At 34.3% G+C, this 26712-nt stretch carries 28 protein-coding genes and 1 tRNA gene; 22 read left to right on the forward strand and 7 right to left on the reverse strand.

What is annotated here, in order from left to right:
* Positions 1 to 31: 31 nt before the first annotated feature.
* Positions 32 to 712, reverse strand: a complete 681-nt coding sequence (locus ABVM53_RS07575; protein WP_405330768.1) for an SCO family protein — start codon at positions 710 to 712, stop codon at positions 32 to 34.
* Positions 713 to 955: 243 nt separating this feature from the next.
* Here ABVM53_RS07575 and rseP point away from each other — a divergent pair, with 243 nt between their 5' ends.
* The 11 genes from rseP (at position 956) to ABVM53_RS07630 (ending at position 10565) form a co-directional block, all read left to right on the forward strand.
* Entirely contained in the window at positions 956 to 2290 is a 1335-nt protein-coding gene (gene rseP / locus ABVM53_RS07580) for an RIP metalloprotease RseP (protein WP_405330769.1), read from the forward strand.
* 176 nt (positions 2291 to 2466) lie between these two features.
* A tRNA-Asn gene (locus ABVM53_RS07585) sits at positions 2467 to 2540 on the forward strand.
* A 226-nt stretch (positions 2541 to 2766) separates the two neighbouring features.
* Positions 2767 to 3969, forward strand: coding sequence for a site-specific integrase (locus ABVM53_RS07590; protein ID WP_405330770.1), 1203 nt, complete (start codon positions 2767 to 2769; stop codon positions 3967 to 3969).
* Positions 3970 to 4073: 104 nt separating this feature from the next.
* Positions 4074 to 4883: a hypothetical protein gene (locus ABVM53_RS07595; protein WP_405330771.1), complete on the forward strand. Its 810-nt coding sequence runs from the start codon at positions 4074 to 4076 to the stop codon at positions 4881 to 4883.
* Positions 4884 to 5071: 188 nt separating this feature from the next.
* Positions 5072 to 5416, forward strand: a complete 345-nt coding sequence (locus ABVM53_RS07600) for a hypothetical protein (protein WP_405330772.1) — start codon at positions 5072 to 5074, stop codon at positions 5414 to 5416.
* Positions 5417 to 5509: 93 nt separating this feature from the next.
* On the forward strand, positions 5510 to 6397 hold the full coding sequence (locus ABVM53_RS07605) for an AAA family ATPase (protein WP_405330773.1): 888 nt from the start codon (positions 5510 to 5512) through the stop codon (positions 6395 to 6397).
* Entirely contained in the window at positions 6381 to 7358 is a 978-nt protein-coding gene (locus ABVM53_RS07610) for a DUF3871 family protein (RefSeq protein WP_405330774.1), read from the forward strand. Before ABVM53_RS07605 ends, ABVM53_RS07610 begins: the two co-directional genes overlap by 17 nt.
* A 56-nt stretch (positions 7359 to 7414) precedes the next feature.
* Positions 7415 to 7672: a hypothetical protein gene (locus ABVM53_RS07615; protein ID WP_405330775.1), complete on the forward strand. Its 258-nt coding sequence runs from the start codon at positions 7415 to 7417 to the stop codon at positions 7670 to 7672.
* A 113-nt stretch (positions 7673 to 7785) separates the two neighbouring features.
* Positions 7786 to 8586 carry a hypothetical protein gene (locus tag ABVM53_RS07620; RefSeq protein WP_405330776.1) on the forward strand — a complete coding sequence of 267 codons (801 nt, stop codon included), beginning with the start codon at positions 7786 to 7788 and terminating at the stop codon, positions 8584 to 8586.
* Positions 8587 to 8685: 99 nt separating this feature from the next.
* Positions 8686 to 9804: a VapE domain-containing protein gene (locus ABVM53_RS07625; RefSeq protein WP_405330777.1), complete on the forward strand. Its 1119-nt coding sequence runs from the start codon at positions 8686 to 8688 to the stop codon at positions 9802 to 9804.
* A gap of 101 nt (positions 9805 to 9905) precedes the next feature.
* Entirely contained in the window at positions 9906 to 10565 is a 660-nt protein-coding gene (locus ABVM53_RS07630; protein WP_405330778.1) for an NUMOD1 domain-containing DNA-binding protein, read from the forward strand.
* Positions 10566 to 10594: 29 nt separating this feature from the next.
* Here the strand turns inward: ABVM53_RS07630 and ABVM53_RS07635 are convergent, their stop codons facing one another.
* Genes ABVM53_RS07635 through ABVM53_RS07645 form a run of 3 tightly spaced genes read right to left on the reverse strand, consistent with a single transcriptional unit; the run spans position 10595 to position 13078 of the window.
* Positions 10595 to 11029 carry a DUF6527 family protein gene (locus ABVM53_RS07635; RefSeq protein WP_405330779.1) on the reverse strand — a complete coding sequence of 145 codons (435 nt, stop codon included), beginning with the start codon at positions 11027 to 11029 and terminating at the stop codon, positions 10595 to 10597.
* Positions 10912 to 12285, reverse strand: coding sequence for a ThiF family adenylyltransferase (locus ABVM53_RS07640; protein ID WP_405330780.1), 1374 nt, complete (start codon positions 12283 to 12285; stop codon positions 10912 to 10914). Before ABVM53_RS07640 ends, ABVM53_RS07635 begins: the two co-directional genes overlap by 118 nt.
* Positions 12286 to 12295: 10 nt before the next feature.
* Positions 12296 to 13078 carry a multiubiquitin domain-containing protein gene (locus ABVM53_RS07645; protein ID WP_405330781.1) on the reverse strand — a complete coding sequence of 261 codons (783 nt, stop codon included), beginning with the start codon at positions 13076 to 13078 and terminating at the stop codon, positions 12296 to 12298.
* A 527-nt stretch (positions 13079 to 13605) separates the two neighbouring features.
* Between ABVM53_RS07645 and ABVM53_RS07650 the strand changes: the two genes are divergently transcribed.
* The 4 genes from ABVM53_RS07650 (at position 13606) to ABVM53_RS07665 (ending at position 15483) form a co-directional block, all read left to right on the forward strand.
* Positions 13606 to 13989, forward strand: a complete 384-nt coding sequence (locus tag ABVM53_RS07650; protein WP_405330782.1) for a helix-turn-helix domain-containing protein — start codon at positions 13606 to 13608, stop codon at positions 13987 to 13989.
* Positions 13990 to 14061: 72 nt separating this feature from the next.
* Complete coding sequence (locus ABVM53_RS07655) at positions 14062 to 14613, forward strand: ImmA/IrrE family metallo-endopeptidase (RefSeq protein WP_405330783.1); 552 nt, start codon at positions 14062 to 14064, stop codon at positions 14611 to 14613.
* A gap of 289 nt (positions 14614 to 14902) precedes the next feature.
* Positions 14903 to 15292 carry a hypothetical protein gene (locus tag ABVM53_RS07660; RefSeq protein WP_405330784.1) on the forward strand — a complete coding sequence of 130 codons (390 nt, stop codon included), beginning with the start codon at positions 14903 to 14905 and terminating at the stop codon, positions 15290 to 15292.
* The gene (locus ABVM53_RS07665; protein WP_371455315.1) at positions 15289 to 15483 is read left to right on the forward strand and encodes a helix-turn-helix transcriptional regulator; all 195 of its coding nucleotides are present in this window, start codon (positions 15289 to 15291) and stop codon (positions 15481 to 15483) included. Before ABVM53_RS07660 ends, ABVM53_RS07665 begins: the two co-directional genes overlap by 4 nt.
* A gap of 25 nt (positions 15484 to 15508) precedes the next feature.
* Here ABVM53_RS07665 and ABVM53_RS07670 read toward each other — a convergent pair whose 3' ends face one another.
* Positions 15509 to 15871, reverse strand: a complete 363-nt coding sequence (locus ABVM53_RS07670) for a hypothetical protein (RefSeq protein WP_371455314.1) — start codon at positions 15869 to 15871, stop codon at positions 15509 to 15511.
* Positions 15872 to 16044: 173 nt separating this feature from the next.
* Here ABVM53_RS07670 and ABVM53_RS07675 point away from each other — a divergent pair, with 173 nt between their 5' ends.
* The 4 genes from ABVM53_RS07675 (at position 16045) to ABVM53_RS07690 (ending at position 21606) form a co-directional block, all read left to right on the forward strand.
* The gene (locus ABVM53_RS07675; RefSeq protein ID WP_405330785.1) at positions 16045 to 16797 is read left to right on the forward strand and encodes a lysophospholipid acyltransferase family protein; all 753 of its coding nucleotides are present in this window, start codon (positions 16045 to 16047) and stop codon (positions 16795 to 16797) included.
* A gap of 17 nt (positions 16798 to 16814) precedes the next feature.
* The gene (locus ABVM53_RS07680) at positions 16815 to 17492 is read left to right on the forward strand and encodes an HD domain-containing protein (RefSeq protein WP_405330786.1); all 678 of its coding nucleotides are present in this window, start codon (positions 16815 to 16817) and stop codon (positions 17490 to 17492) included.
* A gap of 445 nt (positions 17493 to 17937) precedes the next feature.
* On the forward strand, positions 17938 to 18924 hold the full coding sequence (locus ABVM53_RS07685) for a ribonucleotide-diphosphate reductase subunit beta (protein ID WP_128756212.1): 987 nt from the start codon (positions 17938 to 17940) through the stop codon (positions 18922 to 18924).
* A 147-nt stretch (positions 18925 to 19071) separates the two neighbouring features.
* The gene (locus ABVM53_RS07690; protein WP_405330787.1) at positions 19072 to 21606 is read left to right on the forward strand and encodes a ribonucleoside-diphosphate reductase subunit alpha; all 2535 of its coding nucleotides are present in this window, start codon (positions 19072 to 19074) and stop codon (positions 21604 to 21606) included.
* Positions 21607 to 21977: 371 nt separating this feature from the next.
* Here the strand turns inward: ABVM53_RS07690 and ABVM53_RS07695 are convergent, their stop codons facing one another.
* Entirely contained in the window at positions 21978 to 24221 is a 2244-nt protein-coding gene (locus ABVM53_RS07695) for an anion permease (protein WP_371455310.1), read from the reverse strand.
* A 275-nt stretch (positions 24222 to 24496) separates the two neighbouring features.
* Between ABVM53_RS07695 and ABVM53_RS07700 the strand changes: the two genes are divergently transcribed.
* The gene (locus tag ABVM53_RS07700; RefSeq protein WP_371455309.1) at positions 24497 to 24859 is read left to right on the forward strand and encodes a toxin-antitoxin system YwqK family antitoxin; all 363 of its coding nucleotides are present in this window, start codon (positions 24497 to 24499) and stop codon (positions 24857 to 24859) included.
* 86 nt (positions 24860 to 24945) lie between these two features.
* Here the strand turns inward: ABVM53_RS07700 and ABVM53_RS07705 are convergent, their stop codons facing one another.
* Positions 24946 to 25239: a TIGR03643 family protein gene (locus ABVM53_RS07705; RefSeq protein ID WP_405330788.1), complete on the reverse strand. Its 294-nt coding sequence runs from the start codon at positions 25237 to 25239 to the stop codon at positions 24946 to 24948.
* A gap of 219 nt (positions 25240 to 25458) precedes the next feature.
* Between ABVM53_RS07705 and ABVM53_RS07710 the strand changes: the two genes are divergently transcribed.
* Both ABVM53_RS07710 and ABVM53_RS07715 read left to right on the forward strand, forming a co-directional pair.
* Positions 25459 to 26064 carry a hypothetical protein gene (locus tag ABVM53_RS07710; protein ID WP_371455307.1) on the forward strand — a complete coding sequence of 202 codons (606 nt, stop codon included), beginning with the start codon at positions 25459 to 25461 and terminating at the stop codon, positions 26062 to 26064.
* Positions 26065 to 26248: 184 nt separating this feature from the next.
* Positions 26249 to 26692 carry a hypothetical protein gene (locus ABVM53_RS07715; RefSeq protein ID WP_128756218.1) on the forward strand — a complete coding sequence of 148 codons (444 nt, stop codon included), beginning with the start codon at positions 26249 to 26251 and terminating at the stop codon, positions 26690 to 26692.
* The last annotated feature ends 20 nt before the right edge of the window (positions 26693 to 26712 follow it).

Consider the following 26712-nt stretch of genomic DNA (forward strand, 5'->3'; position numbering starts at 1 on the left):
AAGGTATAAAGTATGCTTTAAAAAAACCTAATTAATTATAATCGCGGCTTTCGATTTTTTTCAGCGTTTCAATATCTTCAAGAAGTTTCTCAATAGCTTCAGAATCTGTACCATCATAAAACCCTCTAATGCGCTTTTCTGAGTCGATAAGCATAAAGTTTTCTGTATGAATCATATCATATTGATCTCCGTTGCCAGAGGTTTTTACCGCTAAATAACTTTTTCGCGCTAGCTCATAAATTTCTTTTTTTGGTCCCGTTACCAGATTCCATTTTGCATCGTCTACACCTTTTTCAACCGCGTATCTTTTGAGTTGGGCTACGGTATCTGTTGCAGGTATTACTGTGTGAGAAAGTAATTTAACCCCATCATCATCTTTGAGTTTTTCTTGTATTTGCAACATATGATCTGTCATAATTGGGCATATTGTCTGGCAAGTAGTAAAGAAAAAATCTGCAACGTAAATACCCTCGTAATCATCTTGAGTGATAGTATCACCGTTTTGGTTTACAAGTTTAAAGTCGGCAATTTTATGGTACTTTTTTACAAATTGTACGGTACTATCCACAAGAGTATTATCTACCATTGTAGGTTGGTAGACCGGTAAACTGGGTTCTGGTTTTAATAAGGTGTAAAATATATAAAGAATAACTGCGGAAAGTATTGCCATAACGATGGCAAACTTTTTGTATTTAGCAAAGAACTGAAGCATAATCTGCGTTTTGAGAATGCAAAATTACAACCCGAAATGCGCTTCTCAAAAGCATTGCGTAGCTATCTTCATATTTAGCCTTAGTAGCTTAGTGTAAATACTTTTGTATGCGGATGTAAAAGGTTACTTTTGTGCACTTTTTAAGGGGCGATGCCTTAAAAACTTTAAAGAATTTGTTGTTTTTTAAGGTGTATTTAATTCGTACTGAAAAATTGAATTAAATCTACTAGTTATATAAAATTTATGGATCCATTTTTTGTAAAAGGTGCTCAGCTATTTCTGAGTCTTTCAATATTAATAGTACTTCACGAGTTTGGTCACTTTATACCAGCACGTTTATTTAAAATACGGGTAGAGAAATTCTTCTTATTCTTTGATGTGAAGTTCGCATTGTTTAAAAAGCAGATAGGAGAGACAGTTTATGGAATAGGCTGGTTGCCATTAGGAGGATATGTGAAAATTTCCGGAATGATCGATGAGAGTATGGACAAAGAGGCCATGGCTCAAGAGCCCAAAGAATGGGAATTTAGATCAAAACCAGCTTGGCAGCGACTTATTGTAATGATAGGTGGGGTTACTGTGAATATAATTCTAGGATTCTTTATCTATATTATGATTATCGCTACATATGGAGATGAGTATTCTACTCCAGATGATCTAAAATATGGTTTTGGTTTCACACCTACGATGGAACAATATGGTTTTGAGCAGGGAGATAAAATTCTAGCTGTAAATGGGGAGGAATTAGAAGATCAATTAGAGTTTCCTCAAATGCTAATGATGAGGGATGTTTCTAAAGTAACTGTACTTCATGAAAATGGAAGTCAGGAAGAGTTAAGCCTTCCAGATGATATAGGGATGCAGTTGTTTAAATCTGGAGAGATGTTTGGGGTTAATTTTCCACGTACTCCGGTATATTTAGATTCTGTATTTGGAGGAGCAAAAGAAGCTGGTGTATTAGGAACAGATGAATTAATAAGCATCAATGATTATCCTATTAAATATAAAAGTGATGCGAGCTACGCGCTTCAATCTAAAAAAGATAGTGTTGCGACAATAACGGTATCCAGAGATGGAGTTGCGCGTACATTTGATATACCTATGGGAGAGCAGAAGATGGTAGGTGTAGGATTTGGGTTTGCAGATAAGGAGTATTTAATGCCCGAGCGTCATAAGCGTGAGTATGGAATAGGAGAGAGTATAGGTAGGGGTATAGGCTACGGTGTAGATAAATTAAGTGATTATGTAACTCAGTTTAAATATGTATTTACTGCTAAAGGCGCTTCTCAAGTAGGAGGTTTTGGAGCAATTGCAGGTTTATTTCCAGATTCATGGAACTGGTTGTCCTTCTGGGAAACAACAGCTTTTATATCAATAATTTTAGCGTTTATGAATATTCTCCCTATTCCTGCATTGGATGGTGGGCACGTAATGTTTTTATTATATGAAATTATTACAGGAAGAAAGCCAAGCGATAAATTTTTAGAATATGCGCAAATGATAGGGTTCTTCTTGCTAATTGCCTTAGTATTATACGCTAACGGAAATGATGTGTACCGCTGGATAACGGGATCCTAGCTTGTTTTTGAAAAATTTTGAAACTCTTTAAAAAGATTTTTCAAAAATGTTTTGTGGGTTCAAATAGTTGTGTATATTTGCATCCGCTTTCAGCAAATAAGCGAAACGTTCTTTAAGACATACCAGAAGTCAGCATTGCGATGTTGATAAATGATCTTAGAAATATAAAGATAAATTCCTCCTTAGCTCAGTTGGTTAGAGCATTTGACTGTTAATCAAAGGGTCCTTGGTTCGAGCCCAAGAGGGGGAGCAAAATTAAGCCTTAGCTATTTGTAGTTGAGGCTTTTTTGTTTTATAACATATTGTAAAACTGTGTTTTACGTTGTGTAATACCTTCTTGAGTGAAAAACCTCCAAAGCCAACTTGTCAAGTTATTTATTAAAAAAGGTTCCCAATAAGGTTCCCAGTTAGAATCTCGAGGTTCCCATTTTTAGACCAGAATTGTATGCCAATTGTTTCACTAAAATCAATTGGTTATGAATTCAGAAAAATTATCAGTTCGATTTGTTATTAGTTTAGCGAAAACGAACAAATCAGGTTATTCACCAGTATCCTGCAGATTGACCTTTAAAAAGTCACGTAAGGCCTTTGCAACAGGCTTGGCTATTCAGCCAGAAAGATGGAATGCTAAGAAGCAAGAAGCTATTGGCAGAAGTCAAGAAGCCTTGTTTTTAAACACTCAGCTGTCTTTTATAAAGGAAAAAATTCGAAAAGCATTACTTTCTAATCAGCTTAAAGGAGTTGAGTTTACGGTTAATGAAATATTCGACACTTACACAGGTAAAAAGACTAAAAAAAAAGAAGATGTAATTAATTATTTTAAAAGCTATTTGAAGGACCAGAGCTATTTAGTAGGTAAAGATATCAAACAAGTAACCTGGAATAAATTTAACTACGTCTGCTCAGATGTTGAAGCTTTTATTAAAAGGAAGCACAAAAAAAGTGACATTGCTCTTGAGGAACTAAATCTTCAATTTTTGAGTGACTTTGAATATTACCTAAAAACTGTGAAGAATCAGAAGCAGGTTACTATTAATAAATCCATACAGCGCTTTAGGAAACCTATTAAAGAGGCTGTAGCAAAAGGATACTTAGATAAAGATCCATTTTTGCTTTATAAGGCCAGAAGGACTAAAAAGGAGGTTGTGTTTCTGTCTGTTGAGGAACTAAATAAGTTGGAGCAATTTGAATTTTCTCAACCTCGTTTATGCCTTGTAAGGGATTTATTTGTTTTTTGCTGTTATACAGGTCTTGCTTATCTCGAGATGTCAAACCTTAAATATGAAAATTTAATTAAAGGTTTTGATGGTAATATTTGGATTCAAATGAATCGACAAAAAACGGATAAGCCTTTATCCGTTCCTGTATTACCCAAAGCAAATGAGATTATTACTAAATATAAGAATGAATCAGATTATGTACTTCCTAAGTTTAGTAACCAAAAGATTAACTCGTACTTAAAGGAGATCACAGGTATTTTGGGAATTAATAAAACAATAACACACCATACTGCACGTAAGACCTTCGCGTCAACAGTTCTTCTTTATAATGATGTTCCAATCGAAATTGTTAGTGAGCTTCTAGGGCACTCCAGTATTCAAATAACTCAAAATTACTACGGTAAGGTAGTTCAGAAAAAAGTTGCTGAGGCTATGCAAAGATTACGAGAGAATAATTAGTTGTTACTTTCAATTACAGTTTTCCGTAAGAAACTCTTTCGAGATTAAATTACCTTACCCTCTTAAACAATCATCAATCTTTATTAACTATGAAAATATAAAAAATGAATTATAAAAACTTAGCATTAACTGTATACTTAGCTGCAATAAGTATATCGTGTTCTAACGAGGCAATTGATATAATAGACGAATCAGAACAAGAAATACCTGACACTACCGACAGCTTTAAACTAGTATCAAAGATTACAACTGTAGGTGATGATCTTACGGAACATTACTCAGTATTTGCGTATGATGATAGTCATAGAATGGTTTCTTACGCTGATTTTGGGCAGAAGTATGTATTTGAATATGGTGATAATGAAAAAGTTGCAAAAGCTGAGCTTTATACTGGAGTAGTTAGTTCTCCTGATAATTATCAACGTGATGGTGAAATGTATTTTAAATATTTAGATGGAAAGCTGACGTATTCTATTAATGGTGATAGAACTGAAACTTTTAAATATAATCTGCAAAATCAAGTTTCTGAAATTGAAAGCAAAAGCCTAACTTCAGAATACTATTACACAGCGAAATATACATATGAGAATGATAATATTTCCAATATGCAATTTTATAATGTATATAGTGCTAGTGAGTCCGAAACTTCAAATTTAACCTTCATATTGGATGATAAAATAAACCCTTATAATGCGATTTGGTTGAATTATGGTTTTACAATTGACATTGAATTTGAACCTTATGGTATATATGATTTTTTTCTAAAGCATAATCCTATAGAAATTTATGAAGATGGAAAGCTTAAGATGAAAGCAATTTATGAGTATGATTCTGATAATTATCCTGTGAGTTGTAGAGTTACAAAATATAGTAATACAGGAGAGAGATCTTATTCAGTTGAGTTCACTTATTAAACTTTTGAATTAAAATCTGGCATCTTGGCTTAGCCAACATATTTTCTTAAAAGAGGCTTCAAAAATTTTTCTAATTTTTTTGGAGCCTTTTTTTATTGATGCCTGAGTGATATAATTACCAAAGCACCCCTCCCTAAAATTGAGGTGGGGGAAGTACCCCGCACTTTGCTAATCTAATATTTAAAACTATGGTAACGATTAAAGATTACAAAAAGCGAGAGACAAAAAACGGAGAAGAATTTTTCGTTTTAATTCTTCAAAGTGGTATTACACCTGTAAAAAGTCAGAATACAGGTAAAATGTATTTTACAGCTAAAACCTGTTCTGTTCCTAGTACTTTCGATGAAGATACGTGTCGAAATGTAATTGGCACTCAATTTCCTGGGACTATTGAAAAAATAGAGACTGAGCCTTACGAATACACACTTCCTGAAACTGGCGAAATTATTATGCTTCAACATAGATGGGAGTATAAAGATAATACTCACGAGATGATGTCAGATCCTATTGTGCCAGAAGCGCAGGTGATTTAAGATGGAGTTGTGATGTAATTAAAGAGTCGTTAATCGGCTCTTTATCTTTTATATACACTCTATACTCAACATTTAATTAGAAATAAAATCAATATGCAATTACAAACAGCACAACGTCAACAGGTAAAACTGAGACTGGGTATATCAGGGCCATCAGGTTTTGGTAAGACCTATAGCGCATTATTATTAGCATTTGGGATCACTGAAGATTATAGCAAAATAGCTGTAATTGACACTGAAAATGCTTCAGCAAGCCTATATGCCCATTTAGGGGATTTTAAAGTTATTAATTTGGAAGCACCCTATCCGCCAGAAAGATATGTTCACGCTATTGAAGTCTGCGAGAAAGCAGGAATCGAAGTTATTATCGTTGATAGCATCACTCACGAATGGAATGGTGCAGGAGGTTGCTTAGAAATTCACGAAAAATTAGGCGGTAGATTTCAAGACTGGTCTAAAGTGAGCCCACGCCATCAAACCTTTATTGATAAAATTCTTCAATCAAAATGCCACGTGATTACAAGTGCAAGAAGGAAGGTTAACTACTCGATGGACACGGAGCCTAATGGTAAGACCAAAGTTGTTAAGCACGGCACTAAAGAAATAACACGCGAAGGATTTGAATATGAATTAACTGTAAACTTTGAGCTTCTTAATGAAAAACACTTAGTTAAAGCGTCTAAGGACAGGACAGGTCTTTTTATGAATAAGCCAGAGTTCGTAATTAATTCAGCAACAGGTAGAAAACTTGTGAGCTGGTGTATGGAGGGTATTAATGTTGAGGAGATTCGTAAAGAAATACAGCAGTGTGAAACACTTGAAGGCTTAAGACACGTATATTCTAAGTACCCGAATCTGCAATCGGCAATTTTAGAAGAGGTGCTTAAGCGGAAGGTTCAATTAGAAGAAGCCCGGAGCGCTATAGTGCCAAATCATAAAATATTAACATCAAATCAAAAGGAAGATGGAGCTCATAAGTAATTCACCTAATAAACTAATTATCAGCGATAATGAGGTTGTTAAACCAACTAACACAAATTTTATAGAAGCTAACACACACAATGTTAGCTTTTCTCATTTAAAGCAGGACTGTACTATTCCGGTATTTTCTAAAGATAATGAGTGTACAATCCCACATCAGGATTTTATTGATGCAACGCGGGAATGTGCGGAGTCAATTTTTAAGGGGCATCAGATATTAATGCCCGAAATACGAGTGAGTCACATAGTTAAGGGTAGAATACCCAGCGCCATAGGAAAGCCTGTAAAAGAGCTACAGGATAATGAAAAGACAATTTATTATGAACGAATGATGTTTGCTTTGGAAATACCTGACATATCTGAGACTATAAGCGGAAGTAAGCTTTCATTGACCCTTGGTGGTGTTAGAGCCTATAATCAAGAGAATTTATACGGCAAAAAATCTTTAGAAAAGTTCAAATTTTTCATTGGCTTTAAAAACCAGGTATGTACAAATCTTTGCGTGTCTAGTGATGGTTTCGCAGGAGATCTAAGAGTAGTTGGAATTGGTGATTTAAAAAAGGCTTTAGTGGACGTTATTAAAGGTTACGCATTGCAAAACCACCTGACACAGATGTTTAACTATTCAACACAGAGTTTAAGCGAGAAGCAATTTGCACAGTTTTTAGGTAAATGCAGGCTATATAATTACCTGCCTAAGCACGAAAAAGAATGTTTGATACCTATGCTTCTTAATGATGGTCAGATTAACGCTGTTGCGCGGGATTACTATCAAGATAACAGCTTCTGTAGAGGTGAAAACGGAGATATCAACTTGTGGAATGCTTACAATTTGCTAACAGGTGCTAATAAGAGCAGCTATATTGATTCTTTCCTGAATCGAAGTGTTAATGCTCAAGAGGTAGTACAAGAACTCAGTAATTCGCTTCTAAATAAAACACCTACTTGGTTCCTTGATTAATATATCATAGCTAAAAAATGCTCAGTGCAATGCTGAGCATTTTAATTTAAACGAAAATGAAGACAGACGAAATTGCAGATTTATTTAAATTTTGTTCACCTCAGAGCATTTTAGTTATGACATGGTACAACAAAGTAAAGGAGCTGTACTGTCCTTTTGCAGTACAAGCTAAGGTTGATATTGGTACTATCAGCCAGAAAGAAGTAAAAGAGGTAAGTGCAGTAAAGCTCTCAAGTAAGGGTACTACGATATTTATTATCGAAGATCAGGCTTATTTCTACTATTATTTTGAAATACTGCTGCATCCATTATAATATCATGGCTAAAAAGGAAATATTTATATGATGGAGTTTATGTTGTATTTTGTTACTAATTCTTTTGAGTCGTTCAACTCCTTAAATAAAAACCCTGAAAACGAATTAGATTTATGAGCCGGAAATATTTTATTGCCTTTCCTAATACAATTTTTAATGATTTTATAGTTCCAGAAAGATTTAGAGAATTAAAAAGAAGGTTTTACAAATCAAATATGCTGGGATTTCTAGAAAAAGATATAGATGAAGAAGGTTCAATTTATGTTAATGAGTTTGACTTAGATGCAATACCTAAACCACCTTTCCTAGACACACCTCCAGAAGAGGTAAAAAAAGACCTTCTAGAAGATTATCTAATACCTCTACTTAAAAGGACTGAACATCATTACATAAATAGTGTAAAGCATGAGTATTCAATGGTTGTGAATACAAACGATTCAGCTATAATTAACTTGAAGGAGCAAAAAATAGATGAGTTGAATTATCTTTTAATTGAAACAAAGAGAATAAAGCATCTTACGTCAGGTCTTAAAAAACCTTTAATCACTTCTTTGGATTTAGTTTTAGATAATGTGCATAAAATAATCAGAACTTCTTTCTCCGAAGACTTTGGAGAGAATAAGATTAAATTAAAACTCTCACAAAGAGCAATTTGTCATTTGATGCTATATTTTAACGAGCAAGATATACTTGAGAGAAAATTTTCTCAAACTGAATTAGCGAATTTAATTGAGATGCATTTTCAGTCTCAGGTAGGAAAAAGTTTAGATTTTAAAAATATAGTAAATGTATCAGCCACTATATCGAGCTGTATAGACAAACGCTCAGAACCTGATGCAAAACTTGAGGAGTGTTTAGTTGATTATAAAAAAACTATACCAAAATTTAAAAATCTACAAAAATCTGTAAAGTAGGTACTTTACAAGTCCGAGAGTCAAACGGGTAAACTCAACTGGCATTAAAGGTAGTTTTACACTGTAAATTAAATTATAGACAAACTTAATTATGCAGTTATGAGTACTTTAAAGCCTGTAGAGGATCACTTACTTAAATTTTACGATTTACATTTTAACGTAGTAAATCATAGAACATATTTTAAACCAAAATCTGTTTCTGAATGGACTAAAATCGAAGATTATGAGCTAAACACTATTCATAGAGAGATTCTAAATGCTAATATACCTATTGGTAAAAGGCAACTTTCAGACCTGTTAATGTCCGACTTCGTCAATAAGTATGATCCTTTTCAAGAATATTTCAATTCTTTACCAGATTGGGATAAAAAAACAGATCATATTGCTCTTTTTTTAGATTCAATAAAGACTAATAATGACTCAAATTTTCGGTGGGCATTTAAAAAGTGGTTTGTGGCTATGATAGCTTGCGCTCTAGATAAAAATCCTGTTAATCAGACAGCTCTAATTTTAATAGGTAAACAAGGCGTAGGAAAGTCGACTTGGATCGAGAATTTAATTCCATTTGAGTTGAAAAATTATGTTTCCTCAGGAATGATTAACCCTGCAGATAAGGATACCGTCATTTCACTATCTGAATGTATTCTTATAAATATGGAGGAGATGGGGTCTTTTTCTACAAAACAAGTAGAAGTCTACAAAGAAATTATAACGAAGTCAACGATCAAATTAAGAAGAGCTTATGGTACTTATTCTAAAAATTTTATTAGAAGAGCTTCCTTCATTGGAAGCACTAATAATAAAGCATTATTAAAAGACGTAACAGGTAATAGAAGATTTTTGGTTTTTGAAGCGCAAAGTTTTAATTCTAATGTAAATTTTGACATAGATAAAATTTATGCTCAGGGTTATCAGCTGTGGAAGGATGGTTTTCAATATTGGTTTGATAGTTCTGACCAAAATAAAATCAACTTAATAAACGAACATTATAGACAAATAGAGCCTGAAGAAGAGTATTTTTTAAAATATTTCAAAAAAGCTAAAAAAACTGAAACTTCAAATATTCTTAAGCTTAGCCCTACGGAAATAATAAAGCAAATTTCTTCATTTGAGAAGCAAGACCTGTCGAAAACTCTTTCAGTAATTAAAATGGGCAAATATTTAAATGCAATTGATACTATAAGTCGTAATAAAAAGTACCAAATAATTAAAAAATAATATTAACCTGCCAGGATAGACAGGTATAAATAGATTAAAATATAGAGTATTATAAAAGTTTTACTTATTTCTACCTTGCTACCCTGTCTTTTTTTATAATTATGAAAAGTAAAAAAACAGGAATTATTTATTCAGTTACCCATAAACAATCAGGTGAAAAATATATCGGAGCAACTACTTATTCGTTACGTCAAAGACAGTTAGATCACACAGAGCGAGCAATTAGAGGGGAAGACGGAAAATTATTTAATGCTATTGCAACGTATGGTCCTGAGGCATTTGCTTGGGAAACTATTGATACTGCAGAGAATATTGATGAGCTTGCTCAGAAAGAAAAGCAATATGTTTTGAATTTTAAATCTAATGAGATTGGTTATAATTCAGATAGTGGGGGAGGTTTTCAAAAATCTGTTTATCAATACAGTAAAGCTGATGGTAAGTTGATTCAAAAATATGATAGTCTTCAAAATGCGGCTAATGCAGTAAGTGCATCTAAAAGTGCAATAGGCTCAGTGTGCATAGGGATTAGTAGAACTTGTAAAGGCTATTTTTGGTCATACATTTTAAAAGAACCATTTGTAGTACCAGTAGACAAACGTAAAAAGAAAGTCATTCAGCTTTCCCTTTCTGGCCTAAAATTGGCAACTTATGAATCTGTTGCTGAGGCATCAAGAAAATCTGGAATCAGTAAAACGTGCATTGCCAGGTGTTGTAGAGGTGAGCGTGAGTTTTCTGGAAATTTTAAATGGACGTTTAAATAAAAATAATGGGCGGTATTTCCGCCCTTTATTTACGCATAATCTTTACTCCACCTTAGTCTACCACTTCTGATCCAAAAATGTGATTTACAGTTGACTTGCCTATTAATTGAGGGGTAAACTGAAATTTTATTTAAATTATCATAGGATATGCGCCAAACAGGCCTTACATCATTGATTAGATTTAATACTAACTTTTCATTGCAACCACAAGGGCATAACATTCCTAAGTAGTAGAAATCTTTTTTTAAAATATTACCTTCAATATATAGAGTGTAAGGAATGAAATTTTCAGGGAACTCATAAACTAATTCTGGAAAAAATGATGGTTCATACCACCATACTCCCTTTACTCTAAACGAATACCAGGCTCTTTTTCCCCAACCCCCTGTAATTTTGAGTACATTCTTGATGATGTTTCCCCAACTTCCGAATAAGTTATATCCCAGTTTGTTAAATTTACACATGATGAATTGAATTTTTTATTCGGTTCGTAGCGATAAGGGTGTATTCTGGCAAGAAACTCGTTAACAGCGAAAGATGATAACAGAAAATTTACGCTTATTACAGCTGGGCTGGAGACATTTACATTTCCAAAATAGGCTCTCCTATTTTCAAATTCATCATCACTTTTTCGTTTTATTTCTTCTGCTTCGAGCTGAGTTGAATTAAAAACCCCTCGCTCCTGTAAACTTTCAATTCCAGGATAGCAATAGTGAATATTCCCGTTAATAGAATCAACACCCCCCTTGTTGTCAGCAATTAATTTGACTCCAACGTCTATATAAGGAATAATATAGTACGTGGAAATAAGATTGAGGTAATGCCTACCTTCTGCTGAATCAACAGTACCAATTATAAAATCAGAACTTGCAGCTTCATTTATCGCAGCTCTATTTTCCTGAAGATTACTTCTAAAAACTGTTACTTTAGTGTTTAAACCCATCTTTGAAATCTGCTTTTTTAAAACATCTACTTTGAATAATTTTTCTTCAGCGTCTTTAAAAGTGGAACCTACTATTCTGTTAAGATTAGTAATTTCAACCTGATCTGGGTCTATAAGTACTAGTTCTCCTACACCTAATCTAGCTAACTGCTCAATAGTGGGGCTTCCTGTACCTGAGCAACCAACTACTGTTACTTTTAAGTTATTTAAAGTTTGAATAGTCTTATCTCCAAATGCTTGTGAAGTTCTATCCTGTGAAGGATCAACTTTAAAATCTGAAAGCAGTTTGTCAAATTGGTATTTTTGCAAATCCTCACCTACAATACTTATGTTGTTGATTGGCTTTAAGTTACCATCGGAAGTTATTTCCCTAGCTTTCATTGAGCCGTCATTATAAATTATAACACTAGCATGCGGGAATTCATCATCCACCCAAGAATATACGGATTCAAAAAAATTCAAATCGGAGATATCGTCAAGATCTGAAAATGATGATTTCCCGTAAGGGTGAGAGTGAAATTTTATAATTGAAAACTTTGAATCAGCAGCCTCACTAAGGAGATGTTCTATTTTTTCAGTTTCCCAAGATACTGAGTCGGGCTTTCTTTTACAATCAGAATAGGGCATCAAATATATTCTATGCACTATTATAAAGTTGTCGTTATTGTTTTTAAGTCTGCCACATAAGGCAAAGGCTATAGCTTCAAGCCCATCTCCGCAATGGAGATGAGCCATTAGCTCTTCTTGCTGTTTGGCAAGGAGTCTTATACTAGTCATATCAAAGAATTTAGCGTTTGTTAAACTCGTCGATTAAACAAGTAAGCATAAGCTCAAGATGAGACTCCAGATTATCCTTTTCAGGATTCCAAGGGTGTGAACCTGATCTATGACGCGACCACTGCTGATAAGTTTTACCTTCGATACTTCTAGGCGTTACTGCACCAATTGGCTTATTATCTGACCTAGTCAAGTGCGGAAAGAAATAAATCATATCAAGCCTCGCAGCAGGATAACTAGAGGGAATTAATATTGCTGCGTCAACAGTTGAAACATTATAACCTTCTGGAACATCCAGATCTCTTAATATTACCCAATTGAAATTAGATTCTTTTAATATGCTAAACTTTAAAGATTTACTTTGAAGAAAGGTGATATCTTCAGGTAAGAGGTTTATAGTCTCTTCTGGCTTTAAAAGACCTTCGGTACACTCTAAGGGTTCGATAATAAATCTTTCAACACCACATTCAGTAAGATCTACGGTGTCATTAATAGATATAATATTTTTACCGCCTTTTGAAAACATCCTTAGTCTGTGTGTTTTAGGATCTTTACCAGCTAAAGCAAATATTTCAGAGCCTGTTAACACCTCCTTTGTAGTAATATAGGATTCACGATTTACTTTTAACTCATATTCATAAGTAATGATTGGAACCACACCTTCGCAAAAACAATCATGAAGATTTATTTTTTCTTGCGTAAATGGCAGTATTATAAACCTCTCAATTCCGCATTCTGTAAGATCTACAACAGTATTAGGGCCTACTAAATCTTTTCCTTTTTTTGTTCTCATTCTTATAAAATGAGTTTCTGGAGAAGTATTGTTCAATAGGTGAAGATCATTGCCTGTGATGGTTGGCTCCTTCCAAATACGGACATCATTGTTTGTATAGAGTTCGTATTGAAAAGAAATTGTTGGCTTTACGCCTGAGTGATAGCACTCTCTTAAATTTGAATTTTTTGTTTGCATTGTAATGCGTTTTTTATAAAGTAAAAGTGACCATCAGCCTGCCAAAGACTGAAATTCAATTGACTAAAAAAGCACTACTATTCACCAAGGGTCTAGATGGAAGAAGATTTACAGGTGGACCAACTCTTGCACATGTAACTGGAATTTTGTATATTTACCTTACCACAGAATAAAAACACAAAATTATATTTACAGTGTTCGAGCCCAGTCTTTCTGGGCTTTTTTGTTTTTATACTAATTCATATCTCAATTTTTAAAAATTTATCCTTACAAATATAGAAACTATATTTTAAATAGTCAACATTATAAAATTTTATTTTATTAGGTGTAAACCATGACAAACAGTTTGTGTGATTAAACAATTTATGCTACTTTTGCAGAACATTAGAGCGAATATTATGGATGATGAAAATGTAGAAGCTTTCTATATTGAGTTAGGAGAGTTGATTCATAAGGCTAGAAATAATAAGAACTTAAGCCAAGCAAAGGTTGCAGATTTTATAGGGTTGAGTCGGGCGTCAATTGTTAACATTGAAAAGGGGAGACAAAGAACACCTCTTCATCAACTATACTCTTTTGCGAAGGTTTTAGAGGTGGATATTAAAGAGTTAATGCCAAACTTTGACTTAGATTTAATAAATCAACTGAAGCGAAAGAAAACAAAACAAGTTCAAAAAGGTAATGTAAATGATAAATCCTCAGAAAAATTAGATCATCTTATTGATAGTTTTTAATTTGGTAAGTATAACCTTACTAAAATGGAATTTTTGGATTATCCAAACAACTAACAACTTTAATTTTAACATATGGGCTACAAGCGTAATAGTTTAGAGGATACTGTAGAGTATATCCTGAAAAAACAAAATATTACCTCTTATCCAGTTCGAGTAAAAGAAATTATAAAAAACTTAAACATAACGATTAAGGAGGATTATTTTGAGGACGACTTATCTGGAGCACTTGTAATAAGACAAGGTTCAGCAAAAATGGTTATTAATTCAACTAATTCTCCAGTTAGAAGAAGATTCACGATGGCTCATGAACTAGGGCATTTTATATTACATGTAGATACAGATTCCAATGGAAATGACATATTTGTAGATAATGCTTTAGTAATGTTTCGCAAAGGGGGTGGTAGACTTTCAAATATTGAGAATCGCCGAGAAAGAGAAGCAAATGCTTTTGCAGCTAATCTTTTAATGCCTAAAAGTTTTGTTCAAAAGGCTTTTAGGACTGCTATGGAAAAATTCCCGTATTTTTCGGATGATGAAATTATAGGTCATCTTGCTAAAGAATTTGAAGTTAGTGAATCAGCTATGACCTTTAGAGCAATGAATCTTAAATTAATCTCAAACTAAAAAGGCATACAATTCGGTTGGTAATAATTTGATAACTAGCTAAAGGTTTAAAAATAAGATATATAGATTCCTTGGTTCGAGCCCAAGAGGGGGAGCAAAATTAAGCCTTAACTATTTATAGTTGAGGCTTTTTTGTTTTTATACGTTTTGTTATATCCAACTGCCTATCCTTTCCATGACGCTAATTCTATACGAGTTCTGAAAATAAACATATGTAAAGCTTGCTTTACATATTAAAATGTCTTTATATTTGTAAAGTACACTTTACATTAATTTTAAAATCATTTTTATGAATTCAAAAAAGGGTTATTCTAAAAAGAAACTTCTAATGTGGGCATTAGGATATGTTTTAGCGACTGCGTTAGTGACATTTGGTTCTATGTATTTATGGGAGTCTCAATTGCTCACCGGTATCGCTATTCTCATAAATCTAAGTGTAGGTATTGGAATGATACTTAAAAACAGAGAATTTGTGAATTCTGGAGATGAGTTACAGCGTAAAATTCAATTAGAGTCAATGGGACTCACATTAGGACTTGCTGTTGTCGTGGGGCTGGCATACTCTCAATTAGATACTACAAATCTTATAGCTAGTGATGCCGAAATTAGCATGCTGGTAATGTTTATGGGAGTGACTTACATTCTCTGTACAGTAATAAATAGCCGAAAATACTCATGAAAAATAAGATAAAAGATCTAAGAGCTTCATTTAATCTTACTCAAGAAGATTTGGCACAACGTATAGAAGTCTCACGACAAACGATAAATGCTATCGAAAAAGGCAAATATGATCCGAGTTTGCCAACGGCCTTTCGATTGGCGGCGGTATTTAATTGCACTATTGAGGCCTTGTTTATTTATGAAGAGTAATAGCCTGTATCAAATGTCAATAAAACTACCAGAGCTTAAGAAATAAAAGAGTAGCTAGAAGCAGACTGTTATAAAAAATAAATTCAAAAAAATCAAAGCCGGCAAAAAACCCTCTAAACCTTCCGGTATAATCTGTTTCGCTTGTTGAAGTGTTTATGTAAAAAGCTTCAAAAGGCCAGAAACCATCAGGCGTTTGCGCTAAAGGCCCAACTTCTTGCAAATTGGATTTTAAGCCGATCTCTGAGTCTGTAAATAAATATATTTCTAATTTTTGATTTGCTGTTGTTGCCTCTATTTTTGGTGATATTCCAAAGTAATTAACGCACAAGGCTATTGCATTAAACAATGCGATGCTTACAGCTAATTTTATTTTAAGTGATTGATTCATTTAAATAAGTTGAGGCTAATTTAAGGGAGTTTATTTTTTGATATAAGGGGTTTTTTCCCCAGATTAAAAGTTTCTTTCCTATTTAGCTTGGGGGTAAGCCGCATTTTAAACAATCATTATACTTAAATTTGTGGGTTAATGACAAACCAGAATTTTGTCATCAATGTTAGTCTATGAGAAAACTAGTTGCATATCCACTAAGTATTATATTTTATCTGGCTTTTGGCTTGGTTATAGTGATTTTTCATCCAGTTCAATGGCTATGTTATAACCTCTTTGGATATCAGGCACATAAAAAAAGCGTTGATTATCTTAACTTCATGATCATGCGCACGCTTAATCTTTTGGGCACAAGATTTACTTTTAAAAATGATTATAAGCTCAATAGGGATCAGCCCATTATTATAGTGGCAAATCACCAGGGCCAATGGGATATACCACCCATCATCTGGTATTTAAGGCGTTTACATCCTAAATTTATTAGCAAAGTTGAGCTGGGTAAGGGCATCCCCAGTATTTCATATAATTTACGCAAAGGAGGTTCTGCATTAATAGACCGCAAAGACAAACGCCAATCCATTGTGGCGATAAGAGACCTTACTAAGACTATGAATTCTACAAACAGATCGGTAGTAATTTTTCCTGAAGGTACACGCAGCAAAACAGGGATTCCTAAAGAGTTTGCAAAAGGAGGATTGGTAACGTTATTTAAATCGATGCCTACAGCACTTGTATTGCCGGTTACCATTCAAAACTCCTGGAAGTTGATGCGCTGGGGAGGGTTTCCGCAGGATATAGGAGTTCATGTAACACATACGGTGCACAAACCACTACCTGTATCTTCATACGACCCGGAAGAGCTCGTAAAAGTCGTTCAGGAAATAGTACTTGGAGATTTTTCAGAAATTAGAGTACACAAATCATAAAAGTAAAAAAGAGACTTGTGAAAGCACTTATACATTTACATAAATCAGACCTTGATCTTATTGAGAAAACCAGCGTTTTCGTTAAACAGACCTTAGCTGATTCTGAGGGTGGTCACGATTGGTTTCACACTCTTCGCGTTTATAAAAATGCGTTGCATATAGCGCAAGGCGAAAAGTCTAATGTTATGGTTGTTGCTCTGGGTGCTCTGCTTCATGATATCGCAGATTCAAAATTTCATGATGGGGATGAATCAGTTGGACCTGCACTCGCACGTGAATTTTTAGAACGAGAAGGCGCTGAAGAAGAGCTAATTGAAGCGGTCATTCTTATTATTGAAAATATATCTTTTAAAGGCGGAAATAAAGTTTCTGAATATACCAGTCCAGAGTTGCAAATTGTACAAGATGCAGACCGGCTAGATGCATTGGGGGCAATAGGTATTGCGCGAACCTTTAATTATGGAGGATTTAAAAACCGAAAGTTATACGATCCTGCCATTCCACCGCGGCTCGACATGACTCCTGAAGAATATAAAAAATCGGAAGCGCCAACTATTAATCATTTTTACGAGAAGCTTTTACTGCTCAAAGACAGATTGCATACCCAAACTGCAAAAGATATAGCTTCTAAGCGTCACGCATTCATGGAGGATTTCTTAACCCAGTTTTATGCAGAATGGGAGGGAAGTTTATAATTGCCTGTACTTTTTCTCCTTCTGATAAAATTGAAAATAGAATTTTCTGAAACTAAAAATACTGATTTGTGTTTTCAGTATTTTATTTCCTTATTGTGTTAAAGTTTGGGCGAGATTGTGATAAAAATTCATTGCTTTTCATAACTTTTTGGGGATGAAAAAGGGCTTCCCAATATCTCTTTTTAAAGCGTGTCAAACCTCTTAACTAGAGGGTTTCAGGGTATAAATAGATCCGTATTTCTGCAGATATCTTAAACTTATAAAATATTGAAATATAGCTGGTTAACTACATGTCGATCATGGTCGTTATAAATTCTCTATCATGGCTGATGTTGAAAACTTTGTTGAAAACGTCGAGTCATTTTTTGGCTTAAAACCCTCTTTTTTTTTGATCTTTGTTAGTCCCTAGTTATCGGTACTTAATCACTTAAAAAAACAGACGGACATGAGTAATGCAGTAGAGCCAATTTTACAGGAAAACAAAAATCGATTTGTGATTTTTCCCATCCAGCACCCAGATATTTGGGAGTGGTATAAAAAATCGGAAGCGAGTTTTTGGACTGCAGAGGAGATCGATTTACATCAAGATCTTTCAGACTGGACTACAAAGCTTAATGATGATGAGCGTTACTTTATAAAGCATATTCTTGCATTTTTTGCAGCTTCTGACGGGATTGTTAATGAAAACCTGGCAGAAAACTTCGTTAATGAAGTGCAATATTCTGAAGCAAAATTTTTCTACGGCTTTCAGATTATGATGGAAAACATTCACTCTGAAACTTATTCTTTGCTTATAGATACGTATGTAAAGGATGAAAAAGAGAAAGACCAACTTTTTAATGCTATTGAAACGTTTCCTGCAATAAAGAAAAAAGCAGATTGGGCTTTAAAATGGATTGAAAGTCCATCATTTGCAGAGCGTCTTATCGCATTTGCTGCTGTTGAAGGTATTTTCTTTTCAGGTGCTTTTTGTTCTATTTTCTGGTTGAAGAAAAGAGGCTTAATGCCAGGTCTTACGTTTTCAAATGAATTAATCTCGAGAGATGAGGGAGTTCATTGTGATTTTGCGGTGCATTTACACAACAAGCACTTAGTGAATAAAGTTTCTAAAGAGCGCATAAGAGAGATCATCGTTGACGCATTGAATATAGAAAGAGAGTTTATTACAGAATCGCTTCCTGCGAGTTTGATAGGTATGAATTCTAAGTTGATGACTCAATATCTTGAGTTTGTAACAGATCGCTTATTAGTAGAGCTGGAATGCGAAAAAGAATACAATACAACAAATCCTTTTGACTTTATGGATATGATTTCCCTACAAGGGAAAACCAACTTCTTTGAGAAAAGAGTAGGTGAATATCAAAAAGCTGGAGTTGCTTCCGGAAGTGGAGGTACAGAAGGTCAGAAAATTAGCTTTGATGCTGATTTTTAGATTATAATTTCATTTTTGACTTCGGTCAAATACACAATACCCATATTTATTTAATCAGGTTGGAGTGTTTCTCATTTTGACCCTTAAACCACTTTTCTCAAATTTTAGCCAAAATAATTTGAGAAAATCTAAAAAAACTGAAGCCTTATGTATGTAGTTAAAAGGGATGGCCGCAAAGAGCCGGTAATGTTTGATAAGATCACAGCGCGTATAAAAAAGTTATGCTATGGTTTAAATCCGTTAGTAGATCCGGTTAAAATATCGCTTCGTGTTATTGAGGGTTTATATGATGGTGTTACAACTAGTGAGTTAGATAATCTGGCTGCAGAAGTTGCCGCTACTATGACCACTTCACACCCAGATTATGCGAAATTAGCAGCTCGTGTTTCGGTTTCAAACTTGCATAAGAATACAAAAAAGACCTTTAGTGACGTAGTTACAGATTTGTACGAGTACGTAAACCCACGCACGGGTAAAAAGGCACCGTTAATTGCAGAGGATGTTTATGCTGTAATTACAAAGCATAAAGAAGAATTAGATTCTTCTATAATTTATAGTAGAGACTTTGGTTACGATTATTTTGGCTTTAAAACTTTAGAACGTTCTTACCTTTTAAAAATAAACGGTAAAATCGCAGAGCGACCACAACACATGCTTATGCGTGTAGCTGTAGGTATTCACTTAGATGATCTAGCTTCAGTTAAAGAAACGTATGAGTTAATGTCTAAGAAGTTCTTTACTCATGCTACTCCTACTTTATTCAACTCGGGAACTCCTAAACCACAAATGTCATCTTGCTTTTTACTTACCATGCAAGACGATAGTATAGATGGTATTTATGATACACTAAAGCAAACCGCAAAAATTTCTCAAAGCGCAGGAGGTATCGGTTTATCTATTCATAATGTGAGAGCTACAGGTTCTTACATAGGTGGTACAAATGGTACTTCTAATGGTATTGTACCTATGTTGCGCGTTTACAATGATACAGCTAGATATGTAGATCAAGGTGGAGGAAAGCGTAAAGGTTCTTTTGCTATGTATATTGAGCCTTGGCATGCAGATATCTTCGACTTCTTAGATTTAAAGAAAAACCACGGTAAAGAAGAGATGCGTGCACGTGATTTGTTCTATGCTATGTGGATTCCAGATTTATTTATGGAGCGTGTACAGAATAATGATACCTGGACCTTAATGTGTCCTAATGAGTGTCCAAATTTATTCAATGTACATAGCGAAGAATTTGAGCAGTTATATCTAAAATATGAGTCTGAAGGAAAAGGACGTAAAACGATCAAAGCACGTGAGCTTTGGGAGAAAATATTAGAATCTCAAATTGAGACTGGTACACCTTACATGCTGTATAAAGATGCGGCTAACCGTAAATCAAATCAGCAGAATTTAGGAACAATACGTTCTTCTAATTTGTGTACTGAAATTATGGAGTACACAAGTCCAGATGAAGTAGCGGTTTGTAACCTTGCTTCTATAGGATTGCCTATGTTTATTAAAGACGGGCAGTTTGACCATAAAGAATTATTTAGAATAACAAAACGCGTAACCCGTAATCTTAATAAGGTTATTGATCGTAATTATTATCCGGTTAAGGAGGCAGAAAACAGTAATATGCGCCACCGTCCTATCGGTCTAGGTGTTCAAGGTCTTGCAGATACGTTTATAAAATTACGTTTACCGTTTACTTCTGATGAAGCTAAAAAACTAAACCAGGAGATTTTTGAAACTCTTTACTTTGCTGCGGTTACTGCATCAAAAGAAATGGCTCAAGAAGAGGGGGCTTATTCTACCTTTGAAGGTTCTCCTATTTCTAAAGGAGATTTTCAACATAACTTATGGGGTATAAAAGATGAGGAATTAAGCGGTCGTTGGGATTGGGGTAAATTACGTAAAGAAGTTATGGAGCACGGTGTGCGTAACTCTTTATTAGTAGCGCCTATGCCTACAGCTTCAACTTCTCAAATTTTAGGAAATAATGAAGCCTTTGAGCCTTATACTTCAAATATCTATACAAGACGTGTACTTTCTGGAGAGTTTATTGTTGTAAATAAACACCTTCTTGAAGATCTAGTTGAATTAGGTTTATGGGATGAAGAGCTTAAGCAAGCAATTATGCGTGCTAATGGATCAATACAGCACATAGATGGCATTCCTGAAGATTTAAAAGAGCTTTACAAAACCGTTTGGGAGCTGAGCATGAAAGATATTATTGATATGTCACGTCACCGTGGTTACTTTATCGATCAGTCACAGTCTCTTAACTTGTTTATGGAGAATGCTAACTTCTCGAAGCTTACGTCAATGCATTTCTATGCGTGGAAAAGCGGTCTTAAAACAGGAATGTATTATTTAAGAACGAAATCTGCTGTAGATGCAATTAAGTTCACACTTAATAAAGAGGCTAAGCAAGCGCCAGTGCAGGAAAAACATGTTGCAGAGCGTGCGGCTGATACTTTAAAAGCAACAGCGGCTCCTGTTCACAGACCAGACTCTGTAGAAGAGCGCGCTACACCTTACGAAGCTAAGGAGCCGCAAGCAGTAGAGGTTGCAGTAGAAATGGAAAAAGAGGTAAATACAGCACCAATGAGCGCTGCAGAAATGAAAGCAATTATCGCGCAGGCAAAAGCAGCCGAAGGTGATGATGATTGTTTAATGTGCGGCTCATAAATAGTTTTTAAGTAGTTAATTAAAAAGCCCGCTCTATTAATTTAGAGCGGGCTTTTTTAGTTCAGTAAATGAGATTACGAAAAATTAAAGTTGGTTATTTATACGGAAACAGCGGAAATAAGGATGGATTCTAGCACTTCTATACCTATAGAAAACTCTTTGAATGTAGGTTTAGGAGCTTGTGCTGAATAACCTAGGGCATGTCTTAATTTGTAAGAGCTCTATATTTTAGCTGAAAACTATTATAATACTAAATGGAAGTGGTTGCTTTCTTTGCTGAATAAGATGATTCTGATTGTATGAATAAGTCGGAAATAGAAAAGCCGAAAACGCAGTGCGTTTTCGGCTTTTGATTTAAGTATATTATGAGATTACATATGTTTCTTATACTCTATATAGTAATGTTCTAGAATATTCATTGTTGCTACAATAAGATCTTGAGTCTCCTGAAGTAAGCTTATATAAAGCATGGTATTCTTAGGGCTAGAATCACTACTTCTGGTACGTTGTACTTGTTTTTCCATTTTAATAGAAAGACTATCCAGTAGATTTTGCTTTTCTTCAAGAATAGGTAAGAGCGCATCAAAATTTTTGGCTTTAAAAGCGTCTTCTATCTGGCTAAATAATACATCTAAGCGCTCTTCAATTTCCTTAAGATCTTTTAGCTGCGTAAATTTTAAGCCTTTATGATTGTTGTTTAAGTGATTGTAGCTAGATGTTACAACAAAGTCTATTGATTGGGTTACATCTTGTAAATAGCCTAAAACATCTATGTAAAATCGGCTGGCTTGTACGTGAGATTCATCAAGATTTTTAATGAAATAGTATAAGTTATTACGTAACTCTTCAACCTCTGCATTAAGTTTTGTAATTCCTTTTTTACTCTTACGTAATTTGCCAAGATCAACCTTAGCAAGACCTTCTATAGCACCCACATATACTTTACTTCCTCTTTTAAATGAGGAGGCTACATTAGTTGTGCTTTCGTTTATAATTCCTTGAATAGAGCTACTTACTGCACGCATAAGACGACCTTCTTCAGCTTCTGCTTCAGAACGTTTTTTGTGATTCATGTAATTGCGTACAAGTATTGCTATAGCAATTGCAAATAATAAGAAGAGTGCAATGCTTCCACCTTTATAAAGTATAAACGCCATTATCGCAGCAGCAGTAAATGCACTTATAGCGGTCATAAACCAACCTCCGATTACATTTAAAACACCAGCCACACGATATACTGCACTTTCACTGCCCCAAGCACGATCTGCAAGAGAGGTACCCATTGCAACCATAAATGTTACATATGTTGTAGAAAGTGGAAGTTTTAGTGAGGTTGCTACAGATATAAGAACACTGGCAATCATTAAGTTTACTGCAGCGCGCACAAGGTCAAAAGCCGGAGTGTCTATTGCAGCAACACGAATAGTTGATTTTGGTTTAGAAAATCTTACTTCAATATATTTAAGAATCGGTTTAGGTAGTATAGCAACAAAACCCGTATTTAACTTCATTGTGCCGCGTACTAAGGAGCGTGAAAACGCATTAGATTTAAAGCGTTCCTGACCTTCATCTTGTCTGGATAAATCCACAGATGTTTTAACAACTCTTCTGGCTTTCTTTGAGAACCAAAGGGTTAAAATCATAATTAGACCAGCAAAAAGTAATAATAGCGGCTGTGTAGGTACCTTTTGAGCGAGAGATTCCATAGTAAATGTACTTGCAGGTTCTCCACTTGCCAGCCAAATCTCATATGAATTATAAGCTGCCATTGGTACGCCAATAAAGTTTACAAGGTCGTTACCCGCAAATGCCATTGCTAATGCAAATGTACCTACGATAATTACCAGTACATATACATTTAATTTTACAAGCTTAATGAGGGCGTAACTAATTATAAAGTAGACAATAAAGCTATAACCTATAAATTCCCAAACATTTGAATTTGCCCAGTCTATAAAGGCTCCTTGAACAAAATCTGCGCTTTTTAAACCTTTAATAATTATAAAATAACTTATAGAGGCAATAGCAATACCACTAAAAGCAGCAGCATTCCATACGGGTCGTTTTTTGAAATCGAAGGTTAGTAATAGCCTTGTGAAAAACTGTACGAGCGCTCCCACCGTAAAAGCAATGACGACCGAGAGCAGTATCCCGGTTATAATCTCAATTGCTTTTTCAGAATTAATATACTCCCCTAAATGTAATAGTGTATCTGGTGTTCCTGCTAATTTTATAAAGGTCATACAAAATGCAGCTCCCAGTAATTCAAACACGATTGAAACTGTTGTAGATGTGGGAAGTCCTAGTGTATTAAAAAAATCGAGAAGTAATATATCGGTAAGCATCACGGCCATAAAAATGATCATGATCTCATCAAAGTAGAATTTTTCTGGCACAAAAATACCTTTACGGGCTACTTCCATCATACCACTTGATGATAGCGCTCCAAAAGCTATCCCAACACTAGCTACTATTATAATTGTTCTAAAAGAAACTGCCTTAGATCCAATGGCAGAATTTAAAAAGTTGACGGCGTCATTACTTACTCCAACAACAAGGTCTGCAATAGCTAGGATAGCTAATGCAATAAGCATAATTAGGTAAATGTTATCCATATTTAGATGAATCAGTTCAGGCTGCAAATTTGATACTTATTTTTAGGCTGAATGTTACGACAATGTTATAAGTAGGGCATGTTATAGGGTATAATTTAATTAAAAATGTACTGTAAAGCCAAGTAGAGCAAAGGATTTAATAAACTGCAGCGACATAGTATACTGAAAAACAGTTAATAAACACTTTAATGTTAATTTAACGTTACCTAAACATTGCTTTATGTTTAATTATTTGTTAGATTTGTAAAGTAAAGTTTAACCCAAATACTATTATTATGAAAAAGTTACTAGTTGTTATTGCCTTGATGGGTGTTGTAAGTTTTGCATCTGCACAAGAGAAGCAAAAAAACGTTTATGTGAAAGACGGTAATTTGATAAAAGCAACTTTGTTTCATGACAATGGAGAGGTTAGTCAAAAAGGTTTTTATACTGAAGATGGTAAGTTAACAGGAGAATGGGTAAGTTTTGATAAAAACGGATCTAAAACTGCTGTAGCTAATTATACAAATGGTGAAAAGACCGGTAAGTGGTTTTTCTGGAATGAAGATACCTTACGTGAAGTTGATTATAATGACTCTAGAGTTTCTGCTGTAAATACTTGGAAACTTTCTGGAGATCGTGTAGTAAGTAATGAATAATACTAAGTTCTCTATATGAGACAAAGTTATACTTTCAAAAAACAAAAGCCGTTAATATACATTAACGGCTTTTTTGATTTAAAAAATTAGCGTTTACTAATTTTATTATGGGTTATTTGCTTTTGTCTGGTACTTTTAAAAGTGCCTTTCTCAAAGTTTCGCTTAGCAGCGTGTTTAGTAGCTCTTCCTTGTACGCGCTCCCGCCACATCCTAAAACTTGAAGGTTTCATTTGCCTTCGCATCAGTTCTATAACTTCTTGTTCTTTAAGACCAAATTGAAATTCTATCGCGTCAAAGGTCGTTCGATCTTCCCAAGCCATTTCGATAATTCGATCAAGTTCACGATCACTAAAATTTTCTGTTTCTTTTGTAATACTCATACTTATTCAATTTTTCATAGCTCGATAAAGATATGATTTAGCAATTCGCTATTTTTTAAAATTGAGTTAACCTTATAGAATTTAAGTCTTTTGTATTGTTTGAGAGACCATAAAAGTTAAAATTCTTATTAAAGTTTAAGTATTTTTTATCTAATCTAAAACAGAAGTTATACGTATCTCTTTTAATTTTACTTTTGATAAAATTTAAAAAATCATAATATGAAATATATGAGTGTTGTTGCTACGGGTGTGTTGATGACAGTGGCCCTGGTAAGCTGTAAAAATGATGCAGAAAAAGAAGCACAGGTAAATGAAACTACAGAAGAAGTTCAAAATGTAGGAGATAGTACGGTATCAGAAAAAGAACGTTATGCAGATGCTGCGATTGATGGTTCTTTAGAGAAGCCAGCTTTGCCAGACGATTATTCTATTAATTGGGAAAATGTTGAAGTTGATACAAAGCTTAAAGCAGATGTTGATGGCTGGAAGAATCTAAAGTCATTTTCAAATTCTGTTAAGGCATTAGATCTTAAAGAAGTTCCTGAAGCTGAAATTACAGATTTTGTATCTCAACTTGTTGCTGATGCTAACAATCTAGAATCTTCAATTCCTAAATCTCTTCTTACTGAGGAAGTTCAAGAAGATATTAAAGATATAAAAGAAGAAGTTGCAGATTTGAAAATGGTTATTGCAAAATCAGGTAACGATCAGAAAAAGATAGGAAATCAAGTAGAAGAACTTCTAGAAGCGTTTGATGATTTAAATGAAGAAATCAAAGAAACAGTTTCTAAAAACGGTAAGTCTGTAGTAGATGATAATCAATAGGAGTAAAAAATAAAAGTTCATTAAAACGCCTGCAATTTTTGCAGGCGTTTTTGTTTTAACAGAATTTAATAATAAGTGGGGGTATTAGAGGATTTTCAGTAGATTTTTAGGAATACTTTATTATCAGAAAATTCTAAGAGCGTGTTAGTTACCTTAATTTTACATGCTTAAATACCCCCAAATAATGAAAACCAATTTTGTAATCTTAATTATTGCCTTGACAACACTTTTGTCTTGTAAGAATAAAGGTGCAAGCGATTCTCAAGACTTAGTTTTGAGAGCAAATGTTGAGCAATTAGAACCCAATGCCAAAGAGGCTGTGAAAATGTGGGATGGTTATCTCGCGTTAGAAAAAACGATTATTCTTATCTCAAACACAAATGCCCTGAATGCTGTAGACCTGCGTTCAAATCTCGCAATAAGTTGTAATTCAATGTCACAAAATATCCCCGAAAACTTAGAACTACCTGAAATAAAAAGTCAGGTTGATAAAGTAAATGAGGAAGTGAAGGAATTTTATATAGAAGTAAACCGCGATGAAACGCGAGAGGCAGTAGTTCAGAATCATTTGAAAACGATTTACAGAGCTTTTGATACGCTCAATAAAGAGATTAATCATATTATGTAAGATCTACTTTTAAACGATTA

Origin of the sequence: Leeuwenhoekiella sp. LLG6367-2.1 (assembly GCF_045055775.1) — a bacterium.
Lineage (GTDB): Bacteria > Bacteroidota > Bacteroidia > Flavobacteriales > Flavobacteriaceae > Leeuwenhoekiella > Leeuwenhoekiella aequorea.

Coding starts and splice junctions, on each gene's coding strand:
- ABVM53_RS07575 (WP_405330768.1), bottom strand. CDS start 712: ATGCTTCAGTTCTTTGCTAAATACAAAAAGTTTGCCATCGTTATGGCA.
- rseP (WP_405330769.1), top strand. CDS start 956: ATGGATCCATTTTTTGTAAAAGGTGCTCAGCTATTTCTGAGTCTTTCA.
- ABVM53_RS07590 (WP_405330770.1), top strand. CDS start 2,767: ATGAATTCAGAAAAATTATCAGTTCGATTTGTTATTAGTTTAGCGAAA.
- ABVM53_RS07595 (WP_405330771.1), top strand. CDS start 4,074: ATGAATTATAAAAACTTAGCATTAACTGTATACTTAGCTGCAATAAGT.
- ABVM53_RS07600 (WP_405330772.1), top strand. CDS start 5,072: ATGGTAACGATTAAAGATTACAAAAAGCGAGAGACAAAAAACGGAGAA.
- ABVM53_RS07605 (WP_405330773.1), top strand. CDS start 5,510: ATGCAATTACAAACAGCACAACGTCAACAGGTAAAACTGAGACTGGGT.
- ABVM53_RS07610 (WP_405330774.1), top strand. CDS start 6,381: ATGGAGCTCATAAGTAATTCACCTAATAAACTAATTATCAGCGATAAT.
- ABVM53_RS07615 (WP_405330775.1), top strand. CDS start 7,415: ATGAAGACAGACGAAATTGCAGATTTATTTAAATTTTGTTCACCTCAG.
- ABVM53_RS07620 (WP_405330776.1), top strand. CDS start 7,786: ATGAGCCGGAAATATTTTATTGCCTTTCCTAATACAATTTTTAATGAT.
- ABVM53_RS07625 (WP_405330777.1), top strand. CDS start 8,686: ATGAGTACTTTAAAGCCTGTAGAGGATCACTTACTTAAATTTTACGAT.
- ABVM53_RS07630 (WP_405330778.1), top strand. CDS start 9,906: ATGAAAAGTAAAAAAACAGGAATTATTTATTCAGTTACCCATAAACAA.
- ABVM53_RS07635 (WP_405330779.1), bottom strand. CDS start 11,029: ATGTGTAAATTTAACAAACTGGGATATAACTTATTCGGAAGTTGGGGA.
- ABVM53_RS07640 (WP_405330780.1), bottom strand. CDS start 12,285: ATGACTAGTATAAGACTCCTTGCCAAACAGCAAGAAGAGCTAATGGCT.
- ABVM53_RS07645 (WP_405330781.1), bottom strand. CDS start 13,078: ATGAGAACAAAAAAAGGAAAAGATTTAGTAGGCCCTAATACTGTTGTA.
- ABVM53_RS07655 (WP_405330783.1), top strand. CDS start 14,062: ATGGGCTACAAGCGTAATAGTTTAGAGGATACTGTAGAGTATATCCTG.
- ABVM53_RS07660 (WP_405330784.1), top strand. CDS start 14,903: ATGAATTCAAAAAAGGGTTATTCTAAAAAGAAACTTCTAATGTGGGCA.
- ABVM53_RS07665 (WP_371455315.1), top strand. CDS start 15,289: ATGAAAAATAAGATAAAAGATCTAAGAGCTTCATTTAATCTTACTCAA.
- ABVM53_RS07670 (WP_371455314.1), bottom strand. CDS start 15,871: ATGAATCAATCACTTAAAATAAAATTAGCTGTAAGCATCGCATTGTTT.
- ABVM53_RS07675 (WP_405330785.1), top strand. CDS start 16,045: ATGAGAAAACTAGTTGCATATCCACTAAGTATTATATTTTATCTGGCT.
- ABVM53_RS07685 (WP_128756212.1), top strand. CDS start 17,938: ATGAGTAATGCAGTAGAGCCAATTTTACAGGAAAACAAAAATCGATTT.
- ABVM53_RS07690 (WP_405330787.1), top strand. CDS start 19,072: ATGTATGTAGTTAAAAGGGATGGCCGCAAAGAGCCGGTAATGTTTGAT.
- ABVM53_RS07695 (WP_371455310.1), bottom strand. CDS start 24,221: ATGGATAACATTTACCTAATTATGCTTATTGCATTAGCTATCCTAGCT.
- ABVM53_RS07700 (WP_371455309.1), top strand. CDS start 24,497: ATGAAAAAGTTACTAGTTGTTATTGCCTTGATGGGTGTTGTAAGTTTT.
- ABVM53_RS07705 (WP_405330788.1), bottom strand. CDS start 25,239: ATGAGTATTACAAAAGAAACAGAAAATTTTAGTGATCGTGAACTTGAT.
- ABVM53_RS07710 (WP_371455307.1), top strand. CDS start 25,459: ATGAAATATATGAGTGTTGTTGCTACGGGTGTGTTGATGACAGTGGCC.
- ABVM53_RS07715 (WP_128756218.1), top strand. CDS start 26,249: ATGAAAACCAATTTTGTAATCTTAATTATTGCCTTGACAACACTTTTG.